This is a genomic window from Aliivibrio logei, from assembly GCF_001691055.1.
GTDB classification, from domain to species: domain Bacteria; phylum Pseudomonadota; class Gammaproteobacteria; order Enterobacterales; family Vibrionaceae; genus Aliivibrio; species Aliivibrio salmonicida.
Genome location: NZ_MAJU01000004.1, coordinates 633,836 through 648,999 on the forward strand (window position 1 = coordinate 633,836; position 15,164 = coordinate 648,999).

At 38.2% G+C, this 15,164-nt stretch carries 17 protein-coding genes and 1 riboswitch; of the genes, 8 read left to right on the forward strand and 9 right to left on the reverse strand.

The window, feature by feature from the left end; genetic code table 11:
* Positions 1-224: 224 nt before the first annotated feature.
* Both A6E04_RS03020 and A6E04_RS03025 read right to left on the reverse strand, forming a co-directional pair.
* Positions 225-746 carry an NADPH-dependent FMN reductase gene (locus A6E04_RS03020; RefSeq protein WP_017021568.1) on the reverse strand — a complete coding sequence of 174 codons (522 nt, stop codon included), beginning with the start codon at positions 744-746 and terminating at the stop codon, positions 225-227.
* An 18-nt stretch (positions 747-764) separates the two neighbouring features.
* On the reverse strand, positions 765-1,175 hold the full coding sequence (locus tag A6E04_RS03025; RefSeq protein WP_065609906.1) for a VOC family protein: 411 nt from the start codon (positions 1,173-1,175) through the stop codon (positions 765-767).
* Between the two features lie 128 nt (positions 1,176-1,303).
* On the opposite strand from A6E04_RS03025, the gene A6E04_RS03030 reads away from it, so the two are divergent.
* On the forward strand, positions 1,304-2,206 hold the full coding sequence (locus A6E04_RS03030; protein WP_065609909.1) for a LysR family transcriptional regulator: 903 nt from the start codon (positions 1,304-1,306) through the stop codon (positions 2,204-2,206).
* Here the strand turns inward: A6E04_RS03030 and A6E04_RS03035 are convergent, their stop codons facing one another.
* On the reverse strand, positions 2,207-3,055 hold the full coding sequence (locus tag A6E04_RS03035; protein ID WP_017021565.1) for a TPR end-of-group domain-containing protein: 849 nt from the start codon (positions 3,053-3,055) through the stop codon (positions 2,207-2,209).
* A gap of 126 nt (positions 3,056-3,181) precedes the next feature.
* On the reverse strand, positions 3,182-3,769 hold the full coding sequence (locus A6E04_RS03040) for a LysE family translocator (RefSeq protein WP_023602791.1): 588 nt from the start codon (positions 3,767-3,769) through the stop codon (positions 3,182-3,184).
* Between the two features lie 109 nt (positions 3,770-3,878).
* Between A6E04_RS03040 and A6E04_RS03045 the strand changes: the two genes are divergently transcribed.
* A complete protein-coding gene (locus A6E04_RS03045) occupies positions 3,879-4,322 on the forward strand; it encodes an Lrp/AsnC family transcriptional regulator (protein ID WP_017021562.1) in 444 nt (147 codons plus the stop codon).
* On the opposite strand, the gene A6E04_RS03050 is transcribed toward A6E04_RS03045, so the two are convergent.
* Positions 4,319-5,002 (reverse strand): cation efflux transmembrane domain-containing protein, encoded by a 684-nt coding sequence (locus A6E04_RS03050; RefSeq protein ID WP_012552270.1) that lies wholly within the window; start codon positions 5,000-5,002, stop codon positions 4,319-4,321. The genes A6E04_RS03045 and A6E04_RS03050 overlap by 4 nt on opposite strands.
* Positions 5,003-5,152: 150 nt before the next feature.
* On the opposite strand from A6E04_RS03050, the gene A6E04_RS03055 reads away from it, so the two are divergent.
* On the forward strand, positions 5,153-6,037 hold the full coding sequence (locus tag A6E04_RS03055) for a LysR family transcriptional regulator (RefSeq protein WP_012552271.1): 885 nt from the start codon (positions 5,153-5,155) through the stop codon (positions 6,035-6,037).
* Positions 6,038-6,171: 134 nt separating this feature from the next.
* Here A6E04_RS03055 and A6E04_RS03060 read toward each other — a convergent pair whose 3' ends face one another.
* From A6E04_RS03060 to A6E04_RS03070, 3 genes are all read right to left on the reverse strand, one after another.
* On the reverse strand, positions 6,172-7,146 hold the full coding sequence (locus A6E04_RS03060) for a GGGtGRT protein (protein WP_017021561.1): 975 nt from the start codon (positions 7,144-7,146) through the stop codon (positions 6,172-6,174).
* Positions 7,147-7,160: 14 nt separating this feature from the next.
* Positions 7,161-7,853: an iron-sulfur cluster assembly scaffold protein gene (locus A6E04_RS03065; RefSeq protein WP_017021560.1), complete on the reverse strand. Its 693-nt coding sequence runs from the start codon at positions 7,851-7,853 to the stop codon at positions 7,161-7,163.
* A 224-nt stretch (positions 7,854-8,077) separates the two neighbouring features.
* Positions 8,078-8,142: riboswitch (Fluoride riboswitch) on the reverse strand.
* Positions 8,143-8,436: 294 nt separating this feature from the next.
* Positions 8,437-9,393, reverse strand: coding sequence for a LysR family transcriptional regulator (locus A6E04_RS03070; RefSeq protein ID WP_065609911.1), 957 nt, complete (start codon positions 9,391-9,393; stop codon positions 8,437-8,439).
* 390 nt (positions 9,394-9,783) lie between these two features.
* On the opposite strand from A6E04_RS03070, the gene ectA reads away from it, so the two are divergent.
* From ectA to A6E04_RS03090, 4 genes are all read left to right on the forward strand, one after another.
* Positions 9,784-10,332 carry a diaminobutyrate acetyltransferase gene (gene ectA / locus A6E04_RS03075; protein WP_065609913.1) on the forward strand — a complete coding sequence of 183 codons (549 nt, stop codon included), beginning with the start codon at positions 9,784-9,786 and terminating at the stop codon, positions 10,330-10,332.
* Between the two features lie 20 nt (positions 10,333-10,352).
* On the forward strand, positions 10,353-11,618 hold the full coding sequence (gene ectB / locus A6E04_RS03080) for a diaminobutyrate--2-oxoglutarate transaminase (RefSeq protein ID WP_065609915.1): 1,266 nt from the start codon (positions 10,353-10,355) through the stop codon (positions 11,616-11,618).
* Positions 11,619-11,631: 13 nt separating this feature from the next.
* Positions 11,632-12,018, forward strand: coding sequence for an ectoine synthase (locus tag A6E04_RS03085; protein WP_065609916.1), 387 nt, complete (start codon positions 11,632-11,634; stop codon positions 12,016-12,018).
* 82 nt (positions 12,019-12,100) lie between these two features.
* Entirely contained in the window at positions 12,101-13,528 is a 1,428-nt protein-coding gene (locus A6E04_RS03090; RefSeq protein WP_017021555.1) for an aspartate kinase, read from the forward strand.
* A 69-nt stretch (positions 13,529-13,597) separates the two neighbouring features.
* Here the strand turns inward: A6E04_RS03090 and A6E04_RS03095 are convergent, their stop codons facing one another.
* Positions 13,598-14,485, reverse strand: a complete 888-nt coding sequence (locus tag A6E04_RS03095) for a LysR family transcriptional regulator (RefSeq protein WP_065609917.1) — start codon at positions 14,483-14,485, stop codon at positions 13,598-13,600.
* Between the two features lie 138 nt (positions 14,486-14,623).
* On the opposite strand from A6E04_RS03095, the gene A6E04_RS03100 reads away from it, so the two are divergent.
* Positions 14,624-15,061, forward strand: coding sequence for a PACE efflux transporter (locus tag A6E04_RS03100; RefSeq protein WP_065609918.1), 438 nt, complete (start codon positions 14,624-14,626; stop codon positions 15,059-15,061).
* Positions 15,062-15,164: the final 103 nt, after the last annotated feature.

Consider the following 15,164-nt stretch of genomic DNA (forward strand, 5'->3'; position numbering starts at 1 on the left):
TTGTGACTTAAAAATAAATTTACTGAGTGAAACTTTACTCCGTTATGTTTCGATGTGTGTTTGATATCGTTAATATAATTTAATTCAGCTTTTCTGTGTTCTAATGAAAAATGTTAATTAGCATCGCTACTATTCATTTTTAAAACAATAAAAAGGGCGTATCTATATAAAATAAATACGCCCTTTCACATACGAACAATCAGTTAAAATTGCTTTATCATTATTTATAGCTCAGTAATAATTGCTTTTAATTTCTCAGCCAGCGCTTCATTTTTTAACTCACCTTTTTCCATGTCAAAATTATCGTAAAAACTAGGAATAGACAGTGAACCTTTCACTTCCGCTGCAAAGTAAGGAGCAGAACCAGTTGCTGCTGCTAATACAGAACTCGCACCACCAGGACCTGGGGAAGTAGCAAGCATAATAACTGGCTTACCTTGATATACTTTCATATCAATACGAGATGTCCAATCAAACACGTTTTTAAACGCCGCTGAGTAAGAACCATTATGTTCAGCGTATGAAATAACAATCACGTCTGCGTCGCCTAATTTTTGAAAGAAGCGCTGAGCAAGTTCTGGTTGGCCTAATTCTTTTTCTTTATCTTCACTGAAAATTGGCATTTCAAAATCATTCAGATCCAGAACTTCTACTTCAGCATTTGGTACAAGCCCTGCTGCGTATACGGCTAATTGCTTATTGATTGAAGTTGAGCTATTACTTGCTGCTAGTGCTAATACTTTCATGGTTATTCCTTATCATTATTACTGAAATGCGTTGAGGCCAACATATTCTATAAACTCAATCACATTATTATCTGGGTCTCGGATAAAGCAAGATCCGCCAGTTGGGTGCTTCATTACATTCCCACTTAACGATATATCAAGCTTTTCAAGTTCGACTAACGTTTTCTCCATGTCATCGACTTCAATGGCGACATGGGTATATCCTGTGTGTTTCAATTCCACATCCATCAACACATTCTCTTTTTTATTCTGATTGGCATTAAGAATAAAATTAATATTGATACCCGACGGATGCTCTACAATCGCAACAGGCTCTGGTCCACTTGGGCCTGTAACGTATTCAAATCCTAATTTGGCATAAAAGTCACGAGAGGTTTCAAAATGGCTAACTCGAAGACCAATATGATTTATTCGTGTTATTTGCTTCATTCTTATTTCTTTTTTGTGAACCGTTATCCTATGAACTAACTATAGTTTAATTACAGATATTGATTAATAGCCTAAATGTGCAATGATTATTTCCATATGACTTGCAATACTTGGTGGGGATAACAGAAGTGACGTTTAATTCAGCCTTATTTGATGGCATGGTGATTTTTACAGAAGTCGTTAACAGCGGCAGTTTTACTAAGGCAGCACACATCAGTGGGCACTCAACGTCTTATATCAGCAAAGAAATAGGAAAATTAGAGGCACGTTTAGGCGTAAGGTTACTTCACCGCACAACACGCACATTGCGATTAACACCTGAAGGAGAGTTGTATTTTCAACAATGCCAACAACTGATTGAAGATGCACAATTCGCTGAAAATGCCATTTCAGGACAACAAGATAAGCCTAAAGGACGGCTAAGAGTGAGTTGCCCTGTTGGGTTTGCACTCTCTCGGTTACGTCCTATCTTAGGGCTATTTTCAGACCAATACCCAGACATCACTTTAGAATTAGACCTGAATGATAGAAAAATTGATATTGTAGCGGAAGGGTTTGATATGGCCATTCGAGCCTCTCATCAACTCGAAGATTCGAGCTTAATAAGTCGTCGATTTTTAAGCTCAGAAGGCGTTGTTATTGCTTCTCCTGATTATTTAATAAAATACGGTTACCCTCAAAATCCAAGTGAACTATCCCAACATAAAACCATTGGATATACGTATGTAAAACAGGGCAGCGTGTGGGATTTTATTGATAAAGATCATCAAGAATTACCCGTACCACTGCACTGTCAGGTAATCACTAATAATTCATTTATGGAATTGTCTTTATGCTTAGCAGGGCAAGGGATCACTCGAATCCCTCGCTTCCACTTAACGGATGAACTAGAAACAGGAAAATTAATCGAATTATTTGGGGACTATCCTAAATTAAGAATTGATGTGTATATGGTGTACCCAAGCAGAAAGAACATGTCAGGAAAGGTGCGCTGCTTTTTAGACTTTATTACAGAGCACCTTGGTGACTAATTATTTTTCTTCTTCTTCTAATAATGCTTCAAAACGCTCTAAACCTCTAAGCGGGTCAAAATCTGGTTCTTCTCCAACTAAGTCACGCATGGAAGCACTCGCTCTAATAGATCGTTGTAAATCATCGATGGCTTGTACGTCCGCACCTAATTGAGAATAACCACATGCACGCTGATACAATGCATGCGCATTTTGATCATCAACTTCTAAAACTCGATTACATAAGCTTAATGCCCAATGGAATTCTCGCATCTCCATCGCCGCATCCGCTTTATAAGTCAATGCTTCTAAATCACCTGGACGTATTTTTAAAATCTCATCATATACGTCCATCTTTTGCTCTGCTGTTTGAACACTTTGGGCTCTCAACCACAGATTATGTACTTCATTAATGATTTCAATTTCACGATTATTATCTGAAATAATTCGGGTTTTCCGCTTTAAGTCCAATTCTAAAGCACCAAATTTTTTCTCATAATCTTGGGCTATTTTAGTCAATTGTTTATCGGCCATCTCTTTCGTATTCTGCTTCATTTCTTTTAATGACTGCCACCCAATAAGAGCAACCAACGACGCCATTGCGGCAATCACGTAAAAGAAATAAGTCACTGTGACATTTGAGTAATTTAATGACTTATCTGCAACCGATAATTCACGATCCGTAATTTGTATCGTCATTCTTCGTTCTAAATCTTGCTGATCCATTCTTAATGCTTTTAATTCATCAAGAATATAGCGCTCCATTAAAGGTCTATCAACATACTCTTTTTCAGAATATCGTTGCTCTTCAGCTTGTAATGAAAGGGAAGTAAAAAGGGTGATAACGAGCAGAAAGATGTTTCGATACATAGGGATGACCTTATTAATCGTGTATTTACGAGAACGTGATATATTTAAAGATAACACATCCTCGTAAATTACATTGTATTAACAAGGCGACCCCACAAATAAACTATAAAACAGAACCGTAAATGATTAAAAACCAATCACCATTGACCCAACTAATAAACCAGCCATGCTGTAATTAAAGACTTTAAGGTGGCTTGGTTTAGTTAATCGTTTCTGCAACTGTTTTCCCGCCGCAGTCCAAAAACTAACGGTTGGAACGTTAATACAAATAAACACAAATGCGATTAAAAAAACACTGAATATATCTGAGCTAGAAGCATAAATACTCATTACCGACAATGCCATTGACCACCCTTTTGGGTTTACCCATTGAAAGCTGGCCGCACTTAAAAACGACATTGGTTTGTAGTCCCCATTAATACTATTAACCGGTTCGCTTGTTGCTATTTTGTACGCGAGATAAAGTAAATAAATTGCACTAACAACCTGCAATACTTTCTCTAATTGTGGATACGTTTGAAAAAACTGAAGTAATCCCAACCCAACCAACACCAACATAAAAGCAAAACCCAAAATAACACCGAGCATATGTGGAATAGTACGAACAAAACCAACATTCGCACCAGAGGTCATTAGCATGATGTTATTCGGACCAGGGGTGAAAGCGCCAACAAAGGCAAAAGCGATTAAAGCAAGTAGATGCGGGTATTCCATAATGACGATCTTATCAAGATTAAATTCTTCTTGTATCTTAATGCGAGACTAGGTAAATTTTCTGTCTATATTTGCTTAAAATAAAGAAATTTCACAAGGTTTGGTCGCTATGGATAGATTTGACGAAAGAATATTGCAAGAGTTGAAATTGAATGGTCGATTGAGCAATGTTGAGCTGGCTGAGCGGATTGGATTATCGCCATCAGCGACACTACGAAGAGTACAAGAATTAGAGCGTAGTAATACGATTCAAGGTTATCGAGCTGTATTAAACCCAAATAAATGTGGGATAGGATTTATTGCTTATGTAACGATTGGATTATCGAATCACAGTAAGAAATCACAAAAAGAATTTGAAGCCCAAATCATGGATTCTAAAGAAGTGGTTGAATGCCACAATATTACGGGTTCCAATGAATATTTACTTCGCGTTGAGACTGAGAGTTTACAGTCTTATAAGCACTTTCATTCAAATGTGCTTGGAGAAATCTCTCAGGTCAACGCGATTGGAACATTAGTGGTGATGGACACGCCTAAAGACGAACGAACTTAGACGTGTAAGCACTTTGCTATCGTGCAGTTTCGACTTAATTTGTGTAATTGCTTCGTTGAATTCAATATCATTTTTACTGGTACAATAATGAAATAAACGGACGCAATAACCACCATTGTTGGATCCGCTAATTTTGCGTATTCAGCGTATGACGTCAGCAATAATATTTTCGCAGCCATAAAGCCCACAAATACAGCGGCACTGATTACGGTATCCATTAACCATTGCTTTGCTTCTGCATCAACTAAAGCAGACTTAACTTCACGACCTTGTGTTTTCATTACCCAATAGCTGGTGTAACAACCCACCATACTAAAGGCACCAAACGCGAGGGCTATGCCTGTATTTACTTCTCTACCACCTTGCATAATGGCTTGAATTGCAGCAATAAATGACAGTACACACATTAAGGTAATTGCGATCCCTTTAAGTAAAATAACTGAAGACTCAATTACCTTAACGCGCTTAATATTTTTCGATATATCTTCTTGTCTGATATAAAGTACGGCCGCTAACGAGATTAATGTTAGACCTAAACTTACTAATGAATACACCCCATCAAAAATAATCACTAACGAATGAATCAACGTACCTAATGCGATGCCTATAATGGCAAACAGTAGTGCTGAAAATGTTGAGACAAGTAACAGCTGCCTCTCTTTTCTAATTAAATATGACATATTTTACTCCATCGACTTATTTTTCGTCTTTTTTATATATGTAACTCATAATATAACCAAAATTGGTGATATGATAATCAGTCAGCGTCAGGTTATTCGTCGCTTAATGCTTTTAATATTTATCATCACTGCCATTATTGAGTTTAGATCATGAAAACCAGTCAAATTGAAATGTTTTTATATACTGTTGAAATGGGGTCAATTGCAGAAGCAGCCCGCAAACTTCAAAAAAGCAGAACCACAGTCAGTGCCGCGTTAAATGCATTAGAAGATGAGCTTAATACCGTCTTATTAACTCGCACAGGAAACCGCATTACTCCAACAGAAATAGGCGAATCCCTTGTTCATGACTTTCAACGAATGTCACTGATCAGCAATGATATTGAAAACAAGTGCTTTCAATACAATAACGGGGTCGCCTCTACAATTCGTGTCGTTCGTGATGATGCATTACCTGAAGTGGTTTGGCGTCAAATATTAGGTAAAATGAGTCGCAAATTCCCAAGCACCAGTATTTCAATTTATGTCGCCCCTTCTCCTGAATTAGAAGAAATGGTTGAGCAAAACATTGTTGATGTTGCTTATGGTTTACTGCCTATAAATAATGAATTATTGCATGTACAGCAAAATGAATTAGGCCAGATACGAATGATGTCTGTCGCCCATAAAGATCATCCTTTAAGTCAACTCAGAAAAGTGAACTTAACCGATCTTGAAAGCAATACCGAAATCATAGTAAATTATATTGATGAAGATGGACTAATGGTCGTTGAACCAAAATCAAGTAAGTATATTGCACTTACTTTTTATGAACACTTACGAGATGCAGTATTAGATAAAACAGGTTGGTCTTCGGTTCCTTCACTCTTAATCAATGAACATTTACGAGATGGGACATTGAAAGTGCTTAAACATAACCGCGCGATGAATTGGCAATCTTTTGCTGAAATGACAAAAGCAACCATGCCTCGTGGCGTCATTATTGATTGGTTATCAGAGCAAGTAGAAGATTATTTATTGGAAGTGTCTGAATAGTCGTTATTTATAGATAATCAGGTAGGATTACAAACCATTAAAAAATTTAATAATCCTCTGCGAAGAATACCCCCTCGATACCTTCACAAAGAATCATTAGGTTAGAAATAGAAACTATCTCCAACCTTTTTTATTTATCGATTTAAACGTTGGTCAACTTCAACCGCAAGCGCAACTGATGCACCAACCATTGGGTTGTTCCCCATACCAATAAAGCCCATCATTGCAACGTGTGCAGGAACAGATGAACTCCCTGCAAATTGTGCATCCGCATGCATTCTGCCCATCGTATCTGTCATACCATAAGAGGCAGGACCCGCGGCTACGTTATCTGGATGTAATGTACGACCCGTACCGCCACCAGATGCAACTGAAAAATACGGTTTACCTTGTGCTAAACGTTCTTGTTTGTAGATACCAGCAACAGGATGTTGAAAACGAGTAGGATTGGTTGAGTTACCCGTAATACTGACATCAACTCCTGCCGCATGCATAATTGCCGTGCCTTCTCGCACATCATCAGCCCCATAGCAAAGGATGTCACCGCGTTGTGTTTGTGAAAAACGTTTTCTGCTTACTTCAACTAACTCACCAGTTTGATAATTAAATTGCGTTCTTACGTAAGTAAAACCATTGATACGAGAGATAAGGTACGCTGCATCTTTACCTAAACCATTCAACACAACCCTTAATGGTGTATTACGTGATTTGTTTGCATTAAGTGCGATTTTTATCGCGCCTTCAGCTGCAGCAAAAGATTCATGACCCGCCAAAAAAGCAAAACATTGAGTCTCATCAGATAATAAACGAGCCGCTAGAGCACCGTGACCAAGGCCAACTTGACGTTGCGCTGCCACGCTGCCTTTTTTACAAAATGCTTGTAGACCTTCACCAATAATATTCGCTGCCGCCGCTGCACTGCCGGCCTTGCGATATAACGCCAATGCCGAGCCCAACGTATAAGCATCGCATGCATTATCAAAAGCAATTGGTTGGGTATCAATGACTAATTTTTTAGGATCAATATTCATTTCAAGACAATAGTTATACGCATCATCTAATGTAGAGAAATTCATTTCTTCAAGTAGGGTTTGGATATTCGTATTCATAATGATGGCCTCAATTATTCTTGACGTGGGTCGACAGTTTTTACCGCTTCAGCGAAGCGTCCATAAGTACCTGATGCCGCTTTTAATGCATCATCTGCAGATACACCCTTGCCAATATCAGCCATCATTTTTCCAAGATTCAAATATTCATAACCAATCACTTCACTATTTTCATCAAGGCCTAAACGTGTCACATATCCTTCAGCAAGCTCCATATAACGAACGCCTTTGGCGCTAGTTGAGTAGCTTGTTCCTACTTGACTTCGTTTGGTTTTACCTAAATCTTCTAAAGCAGCACCTATCTCTAAGCCGCCTTCTGAGAATGCAGATTGAGTACGACCGTAAGCAAATTGAAGGAAGATTTCACGCATCGCAACGTTAATTGCATCACACACTAAATCGGTATTCATTGCCTCTAAAATGGTTTTTCCGGTAAGAATTTCGGCAGCCATCGCAGCAGAATGCGTCATACCAGAACAACCGATCGTTTCAATCAGTACTTCTTCGACGATGCCGTCTTTTACGTTAAGGGTAAGTTTTGCTGCACCTTGTTGAGGAGCACACGCACCAACACCATGACTTAATCCTGAAATCGCGATGACTTCTTTTGGATTTATCATTCGACCTTCAACAGGGATAGGAGCTGATGGGTGGAGATCGCCTCTTTGAATAGGGCACATGGTTTGAATTTCTGATGCGTATTGCATAATATTTTCCCAATGATTAGGAAAACAGGTGTAGGAGGGCATTGATAACCTACAGACCAAGAGCGATCAACTCGAACTTAACTACTTGCTAATCAATTACATCGGAAGACATTATGCAAGGCACAATTATCTACGCAACATGGCATTATCTCGCCAATTATAATTGATCAGGTCATTGTTGAGTTCGGTTTATTAAGACCGTTCAAACAGATACACCTGTTCTCTTTACTGTAGGAGTCATCAGCCAAATTGGCGGTTAAGTAGGTGGCACCCCATCACCTTGTACACCTTTATATTAGACCTACATCACACTATTGTGCAACAACGTTATTAGATTAAATTCACATAAAAATATTGCGTTTTATATTCATATAACCATAAAGAAAAAGAGTCTACTACAAAATAACGCTTTTACCTTACTCGTCAAACCCACGCTATTAAACTGATTATTATAATGTTTTTACCATTAACTTTTGTCCTAAATAAACCACATCCACTTTTGCATAACCCAGTGCGACCGCTTCAAATTGTTGACTTAATTCATGGGCATGAGCTTTATTTCTTATTTCACTGCTGAGATCAGCTATTTTTTCTTTTGGTACATCGTATCAAACTCAGGAACGTGCTTCTCCCAGCACGGAGAATCGCCAATATGCTTTTCAACAGCAGTAATAAACTCCCTCACTAACGCCGTTTGTTTTCTATGTGGATACAATGCATACAACGCTGCACCTTGATCGCAAAGTAAATAATGAGTAAGTAATGGCTTTAACTTCATTTCAATTATTGAACGTTCAAGATTTGAAGAATATACCATCGCATAGCCTAAACCATCTTTCACCGCTGCTAACAGCGTTCGTACATCACTAACTTTATAATTTCCTTTCATTTTATAACTTTTAAACTGAGTGGAGTCTGGGCTATCACTCAGCTTCATCGTATCGACAGTCAAAGAACCATTACTGTAAATGACAGAAGGTAAGCACTCCAACTCTTCAGGTTTTTTCGGCTCTCCGTACTGCTTAATAAAGTCCTCCGAAGCAAGGATAACAGGACGAATATCAGCAAGTTTCTTCGCAATTAAATTTGAATCATCTAAACGCCCTAATCGAAAAGCAACATCAAAGTGATCAGATATAATATCCGTCCGCTTATCATCCATTAAAAGATCAATTTCAACGTCTGGATACACTGTCATAAACTGACTAATAACAGGATGGAGGTATTGTTGACCAATATGTAACGGAGCCGTTATACGGATGCGACCTTTGAGATCGGTATGATATGAATCAGCAATTGATTTCACATCCCCTAGCGTATTCAGAAGTTTATGTGCCTGATCTAAAATATCCTCTCCCGCAGGCGTTAATGAAAACGATCGCGTTGAACGATTAAGCAACTGAACGCCCAATTCGGTTTCTAGCTTTTTAATTTGCTTAGACAACGAGGAATTATCCATATCATGCAATGCTGCCGCCTTTGTAAAAGAACCTTGCTGCACGACATCAATAAATAAAGAAAGCTGGTTAACCAAAGACATTACATGTTCCAAATATTAGATGTTCGATTAAAGAGCATTAAACCTTAAATTGAATAACAGTGCTACTGACTCTTTATACGATTCATTACAAAAAGAAAAAAGCCCCCACCTTTCCTCCATCATCACATTAAAACTGGTCCAATCATCCTTAACTTTATAAATCAAACATCGAAATTTTAATAGATTAAACACTCAAAACCAAAAATAAATACTAAGAGAACTAATCTATTTAAAACAAAAAGAAACGTCATACCTGATAAAAAATGGCAACAAAACGTGACACAACTCGCAATTTAACTCATATAAATGCTATTTATTTGCTTTTACCCCCCAAAGAATGGACATAATGACAACGAATTTAATTAGAGTACAAAGGATATGTATTTACATATGGCTATATTAGCACCTTGGGTATTGTGTTCAGGTATTGACACTGACCCCAGTAAAAAATGGACATTTCGAGAACCTTCGAGGACAGACGGTGACAATGTTTATTCATTGATCACCGACTGCTCACCACTTGATATTAATTCTTCATACTGCAACTTTCTTCAATCTACACATTTCAGTAATACCTGCGTTTTAGCAGAAAAAGATGACGACCTTGCTGGTTTTATTTCTGGTTATCAAAAACCGAATGAACCAAACACTTTGTTTATATGGCAAGTTGCCGTCTCTCCCCGCTATCGAGGTAAAGGTTTAGCTTACTCCATGCTAAATACACTTTTACAACGAGAAAGCCTCAAGCATATAAAAGCCTTAGAAACGACGATAACCAAAGCAAATGACGCCTCTTGGTCACTGTTTAAAAAGCTCGACGCTAATAATGGTAATCAAGGCGAAGTAAGCACTTTTCTAGACCAAAAAATACACTTCAAAGATAAACACGATACTGAATATTTGTATCGCATCCCTTTACATTCATCGTCAATAAAATAGGAATAATAAACGGAATCATCATGAATATTTTTAAAACACGAGAATCAAAAGTACGTTCATACTCAAACAACTTTCCTGTTATTTTTCAAAAAGCAAAGGGATGCTGGTTAGAAGCCGAAAACGGGGAACGTTACCTCGATTTCCTTGCCGGAGCAGGCTCTCTCAATTACGGTCACAACAACCCAGTTTTAAAGCAAGCTTTGCTTGAATACATTGAACAAGATGGAATTACACACGGCCTAGATATGCATTCAAGCGCAAAGGCAACATTCTTAAATGCGCTAAATCATTACATTCTTGAGCCAAGACATCTCGACTATAAAGTTCAATTTACAGGTCCTACGGGAACAAATGCGGTTGAGGCCGCTTTAAAACTGGCGCGAAAAGTAAAAAACCGAACTAATATTGTGGCATTTACAAATGGATTTCACGGCTGTACTGCTGGTGCGTTAGCTGCCACAGGTAATCAACATCATCGTCAAGGCGCAGGCGTTAGCTTAAACAATATCACTCGCATTCCTTTTGAAGGCTATGCAGATATTGATGGACTTAACCTATTCGAAACCATGTTATCTGATAACTCAAGTGGCCTAGATAAACCTGCCGCTGTTCTTTTAGAGACAGTGCAAGGTGAAGGTGGATTAAACGTTGCTTCAAACCAATGGTTACAACGTTTAAGTAAGATTTGTAAAGCCAACGACATTCTTATGATTGTTGATGACATTCAAGCAGGTTGTGGCCGTACAGGAACCTTCTTTAGTTTCGAACCATCAGGTATCAAACCTGATATGGTTACACTGTCTAAATCAATTGGTGGCTACGGTTTACCAATGGCAGTCGTTTTACTTAAACCTGAATTAGACCAATGGAAACCAGGCGAGCACAACGGTACTTTCCGTGGTAACAATCACGCGTTCATCACTGCGGCTAAAGCCATTGAAATATATTGGTCAAACTCAAATTTTGAAGAACATATTAAACAGTGCTCTCAAAAAGTAAGTGACGTAATCGAACGCTCAATCAAGCGCCACCCTAAACTATTTGTAAAACAAAAAGGACGCGGCATGATGATTGGGGTTGAGTGTGAAAATGCATTCATCTCAACTGAAATTGCTAAGACATGCTTTAAAAATGGCATGATCATCGAAACTGCCGGACCTGCTGATGAAGTTGTAAAATTCTTTTGTCCATTAACGATAACAGAATCAGAACTTATCGAAGGATTAACTATCTTCGAAAATGCCGTTGAAGCGGTAGCTTCTACCTATTTCAAAAAAGCATCTTAAGCAGGGAAGAATCATGATAGTAAGAACATTAGATGAATGTCGTGACAGCGAGCGACGCGTAGTATCAGAAACGTGGGAAAGCGTTCGTATGTTATTGAAAAATGACAATATGGGATTTTCTTTTCACATCACAACAATTTACCAAAATACTGAAACTCATATTCATTACAAGAACCACCTAGAGTCGGTATATTGCATGAGTGGCGAAGGCGAAATAGAAGTTGTTGGCGGTGAAACGTACCCAATAAAAGCCGGTACCTTATATATTCTTGATAAGCATGATGAACACTACTTACGAGCATATAAAGATAAAGAAATGGTGATGGCTTGTGTCTTCAACCCACCGATTATCGGTACTGAAGTGCACGATAAAAACGGCGTCTACCCTATTATTGATTAATATTCCGATTGGGGCTTTGTGCCCCACCCCTAATATTCCTCCTCTTATCTTCATAATTCAAAGTCAAAAAAAGGATTTCTTAATGACTTATACCGTAGAAAAAATCGGCGGTACGTCTATGACGGCGTTTGATGCCGTTTTAGATAACATATTCCTTCGTCCAGCCAATCCATATAACCGTGTTTTTGTTGTATCAGCCTATGGCGGCATTACTGACTCATTGCTTGAGTGTAAAAAAACAGGTAAGCCGGGTGTCTATAAACTGATCGCTAAACGTGATGACAGTTGGGATGAAGCATTAGAATATGTAAAAAATCGTATGTTACTCACTAATGAACACCTTTTTATCGATCCATTAAATCGTTTAAGAGCGGATAAATTTATTTGCTCACGAATTGATGAAGCCAAAAATTGTATCTCAAACATTCTTCAAACCTGCCAATACGGTCAATTTTCTCTACGTCGATATTTACCGCAAGTTAGAGAATTCCTCTCTTCTATTGGTGAAGCACATAGTGCCTTTAATACAGCATTAAAACTTAAAACTATTGGAATTAACGCTAAATTCGTCGACCTCTCTGGGTGGGATAACCAAACTCCAAGAACGTTAGATGAAACCATCACTGATGTATTTAAAGATATTGATGTGACAACAGAGCTACCGATCGTTACTGGTTACGCTTACTGTAAAGAAGGCTTAATGGGCACTTATGATCGCGGTTACAGCGAAATGACCTTTAGTCGTATCGCTTCTCTTACCAACGCTGATTTAGCCATTATTCATAAAGAATATCATTTAAGTTCTGCTGACCCTCGTGTGGTGGGCACTGATAAAGTATTCCCTATTGGACGCACTAATTACGATGTTGCCGATCAGCTAGCAAGCTTAGGTATGGAAGCCATTCACCCTAATGCAGCAGCAGGACTGCGAGAAAGTGATATTGAAATCCAAATTAAAAACACTTTTGAACCAGAGCACAAAGGCACATTAATTTCGTCAGATTATCAACCAGAAACCAACAAAGTAGAGATCATCGCAGGCAAAGAAAAAGTGTTTGCTTTGCATTTGTTTGATCAAGCAATGGTCGGTCAAGTGGATAACGTGGGCTATGAGTTAATGGAAATAATCTCAGATGCCCAAGTGAATTTAATTGGTAAAGAGATGAATGCTAACTCAATTACTTACTATCTTGGTGGAAGTACTGAAAGCGTCAATAAAGTACTATATAAAGCAGAAAAACGTTACCCAAAAGCCTCAATAAAAGGGCGAATGGTTGCGCTAATATCAGTCATTGGTTCGCAAATTGACACCAACAAAGCATTAGCAAAAGGCGTCTTATCATTAATGAACAATGATGTTACCCCAGTTGCTTTGCACTCTTCTATGCGTAATGTAAACGTACAATTCGTTGTGAGTGACAAAGATTATCAACCAGCCATACGTGCGCTTCATCATGAGTTCTGTGAGAATATAGCCACCACACAACTAAAGACAAGTCAGGTGGCTTAGATCCATTTTTACAGTGTAAATAACCTTAGTTCTGGATAAATATAAACCCGCTAATTCACAATCGATGAATTAGCGTTTTTTTTGACTGAGTTGTTGTAATGACGACAATAAATCTTCCAGTACAGGACCAAAGCCATGGCTACGAGAGACCAAGCAACCCATTGGTGTTAACCATCCATCAAACTCATGAGCAATTGGCAAAGCAACTAATTTATTCTGAGCCAATAAGTCTGTCACAGTGTGCTCAGGCACCATTGTCCACCCAATACCTCGACAAGCCAGATCCAGCAACGTTTGGTGGGTATTTGCATACCACAGCTTTGAGCTTATCCCATAACTAAACCACAACTCTTTACGCTCTGAGCTTCGATGCACTAATTGTCGATGCCCTTTTAGCGCCGCATCATTCACCATCGGCAACCCTGCCAATTCGTGATCAGGAGAAACGACAGTAAGGAACCGAGTTTGCCCTAACGTAAAAAAATCCATATCCACTTTAAGCTCACCATCAGCGTAGACGATACCCACTTGTGCTTTCCCTTCTCTAACGAGCTCTTCAACATCAAAAGTAGAAGTTGTGATGATTTCTACATCAGTTACTGGGAATTTATCAGCCAACTCTGCCAAAATTTGTAGTAAATCGTCATTAATTAAGCTCTCATCTATTGCGATTATTAGCTCGTATTCATGCTCTCTTTCCAATGATTCGACTTTTTGATCAAAATATTTTTGTTGATGCAAAATTGATTGAGCAATAGGTAATAGTGCCTTACCTCTCTCAGTGAGTATTGGTGTGTTTTTGTCACGATTAAACAACTCTTGGTTAATCGTAATTTCTAAATTTGCAATAGCTTGACTCACGCCTGATTGAGCACGCTTTAGCTTACGAGCTGCCGCAGAGAAAGATCCGCTTTCGCACACAGTGACAAAAATTCTTAATTGCTCAAAACTGTACATGGCATTAACTCAATAAATAGTTCAAGAACCCAAGCTATCACGGTTTGTGATGGTTGTTAACTTTATCTGCTTTGTTCACTCTCTATAATCGCTGATTCATTATTTTTAAATGTATCAATAATTATTAAGAGTCACGATATGAAAACAACTGAACGTATTTTTCACGCTGTATTATTTGAAGTATTGGCAGTATCACTGTCTATTCTTGGATTGGCTATTTTTACAAGCCACGACATTACCGCATTATCAGGGACCATGATAGTTATTGCCACTATCGCCATGATTTGGAATTTTATTTTCAATTGGATATTTGACAAATTCTTCACTGGCGAGAAAAAAGAACGCACACTTTCATTTCGTATATTCCATGTGGTTTTATTTGAAATAGGACTACTAGTTGTGACAATTCCAGTCATGGCTTACTTATTAAATGTCGGACTATTGGAAGCATTTATGATGGACATCGGTGTAACTATCTTTATTACCATTTACGCGTTCACCTTCAACTTGGTGTACGACAATGTAAGATCAACATTTGTTAGAAGAGCTCTCAAACCTCAACCATCATTAACATAAATATTAATTAAGATAGAAAAAGTTCTAATCACCATTAATTACACCACGATCTATACAGTGAGTTGGATATCATCTAACTCACTGTATTCTTCTCTACATTCCC

Bases quoted from the DNA above. Each gene is read 5' to 3' on its own strand.
- A6E04_RS03060 (WP_017021561.1), bottom strand. From the start codon at position 7,146: ATGAATACGAATATCCAAACCCTACTTGAAGAAATGAATTTCTCTACA.
- A6E04_RS03055 (WP_012552271.1), top strand. From the start codon at position 5,153: ATGAAAACCAGTCAAATTGAAATGTTTTTATATACTGTTGAAATGGGG.
- A6E04_RS03040 (WP_023602791.1), bottom strand. From the start codon at position 3,769: ATGGAATACCCGCATCTACTTGCTTTAATCGCTTTTGCCTTTGTTGGC.
- A6E04_RS03095 (WP_065609917.1), bottom strand. From the start codon at position 14,485: ATGTACAGTTTTGAGCAATTAAGAATTTTTGTCACTGTGTGCGAAAGC.
- ectB (WP_065609915.1), top strand. From the start codon at position 10,353: ATGAATATTTTTAAAACACGAGAATCAAAAGTACGTTCATACTCAAAC.
- A6E04_RS03070 (WP_065609911.1), bottom strand. From the start codon at position 9,393: ATGTCTTTGGTTAACCAGCTTTCTTTATTTATTGATGTCGTGCAGCAA.
- ectA (WP_065609913.1), top strand. From the start codon at position 9,784: ATGGCTATATTAGCACCTTGGGTATTGTGTTCAGGTATTGACACTGAC.
- A6E04_RS03035 (WP_017021565.1), bottom strand. From the start codon at position 3,055: ATGTATCGAAACATCTTTCTGCTCGTTATCACCCTTTTTACTTCCCTT.
- A6E04_RS03090 (WP_017021555.1), top strand. From the start codon at position 12,101: ATGACTTATACCGTAGAAAAAATCGGCGGTACGTCTATGACGGCGTTT.
- A6E04_RS03065 (WP_017021560.1), bottom strand. From the start codon at position 7,853: ATGCAATACGCATCAGAAATTCAAACCATGTGCCCTATTCAAAGAGGC.
- A6E04_RS03085 (WP_065609916.1), top strand. From the start codon at position 11,632: ATGATAGTAAGAACATTAGATGAATGTCGTGACAGCGAGCGACGCGTA.
- A6E04_RS03020 (WP_017021568.1), bottom strand. From the start codon at position 746: ATGAAAGTATTAGCACTAGCAGCAAGTAATAGCTCAACTTCAATCAAT.
- A6E04_RS03050 (WP_012552270.1), bottom strand. From the start codon at position 5,002: ATGTCATATTTAATTAGAAAAGAGAGGCAGCTGTTACTTGTCTCAACA.
- A6E04_RS03045 (WP_017021562.1), top strand. From the start codon at position 3,879: ATGGATAGATTTGACGAAAGAATATTGCAAGAGTTGAAATTGAATGGT.
- A6E04_RS03025 (WP_065609906.1), bottom strand. From the start codon at position 1,175: ATGAAGCAAATAACACGAATAAATCATATTGGTCTTCGAGTTAGCCAT.
- A6E04_RS03100 (WP_065609918.1), top strand. From the start codon at position 14,624: ATGAAAACAACTGAACGTATTTTTCACGCTGTATTATTTGAAGTATTG.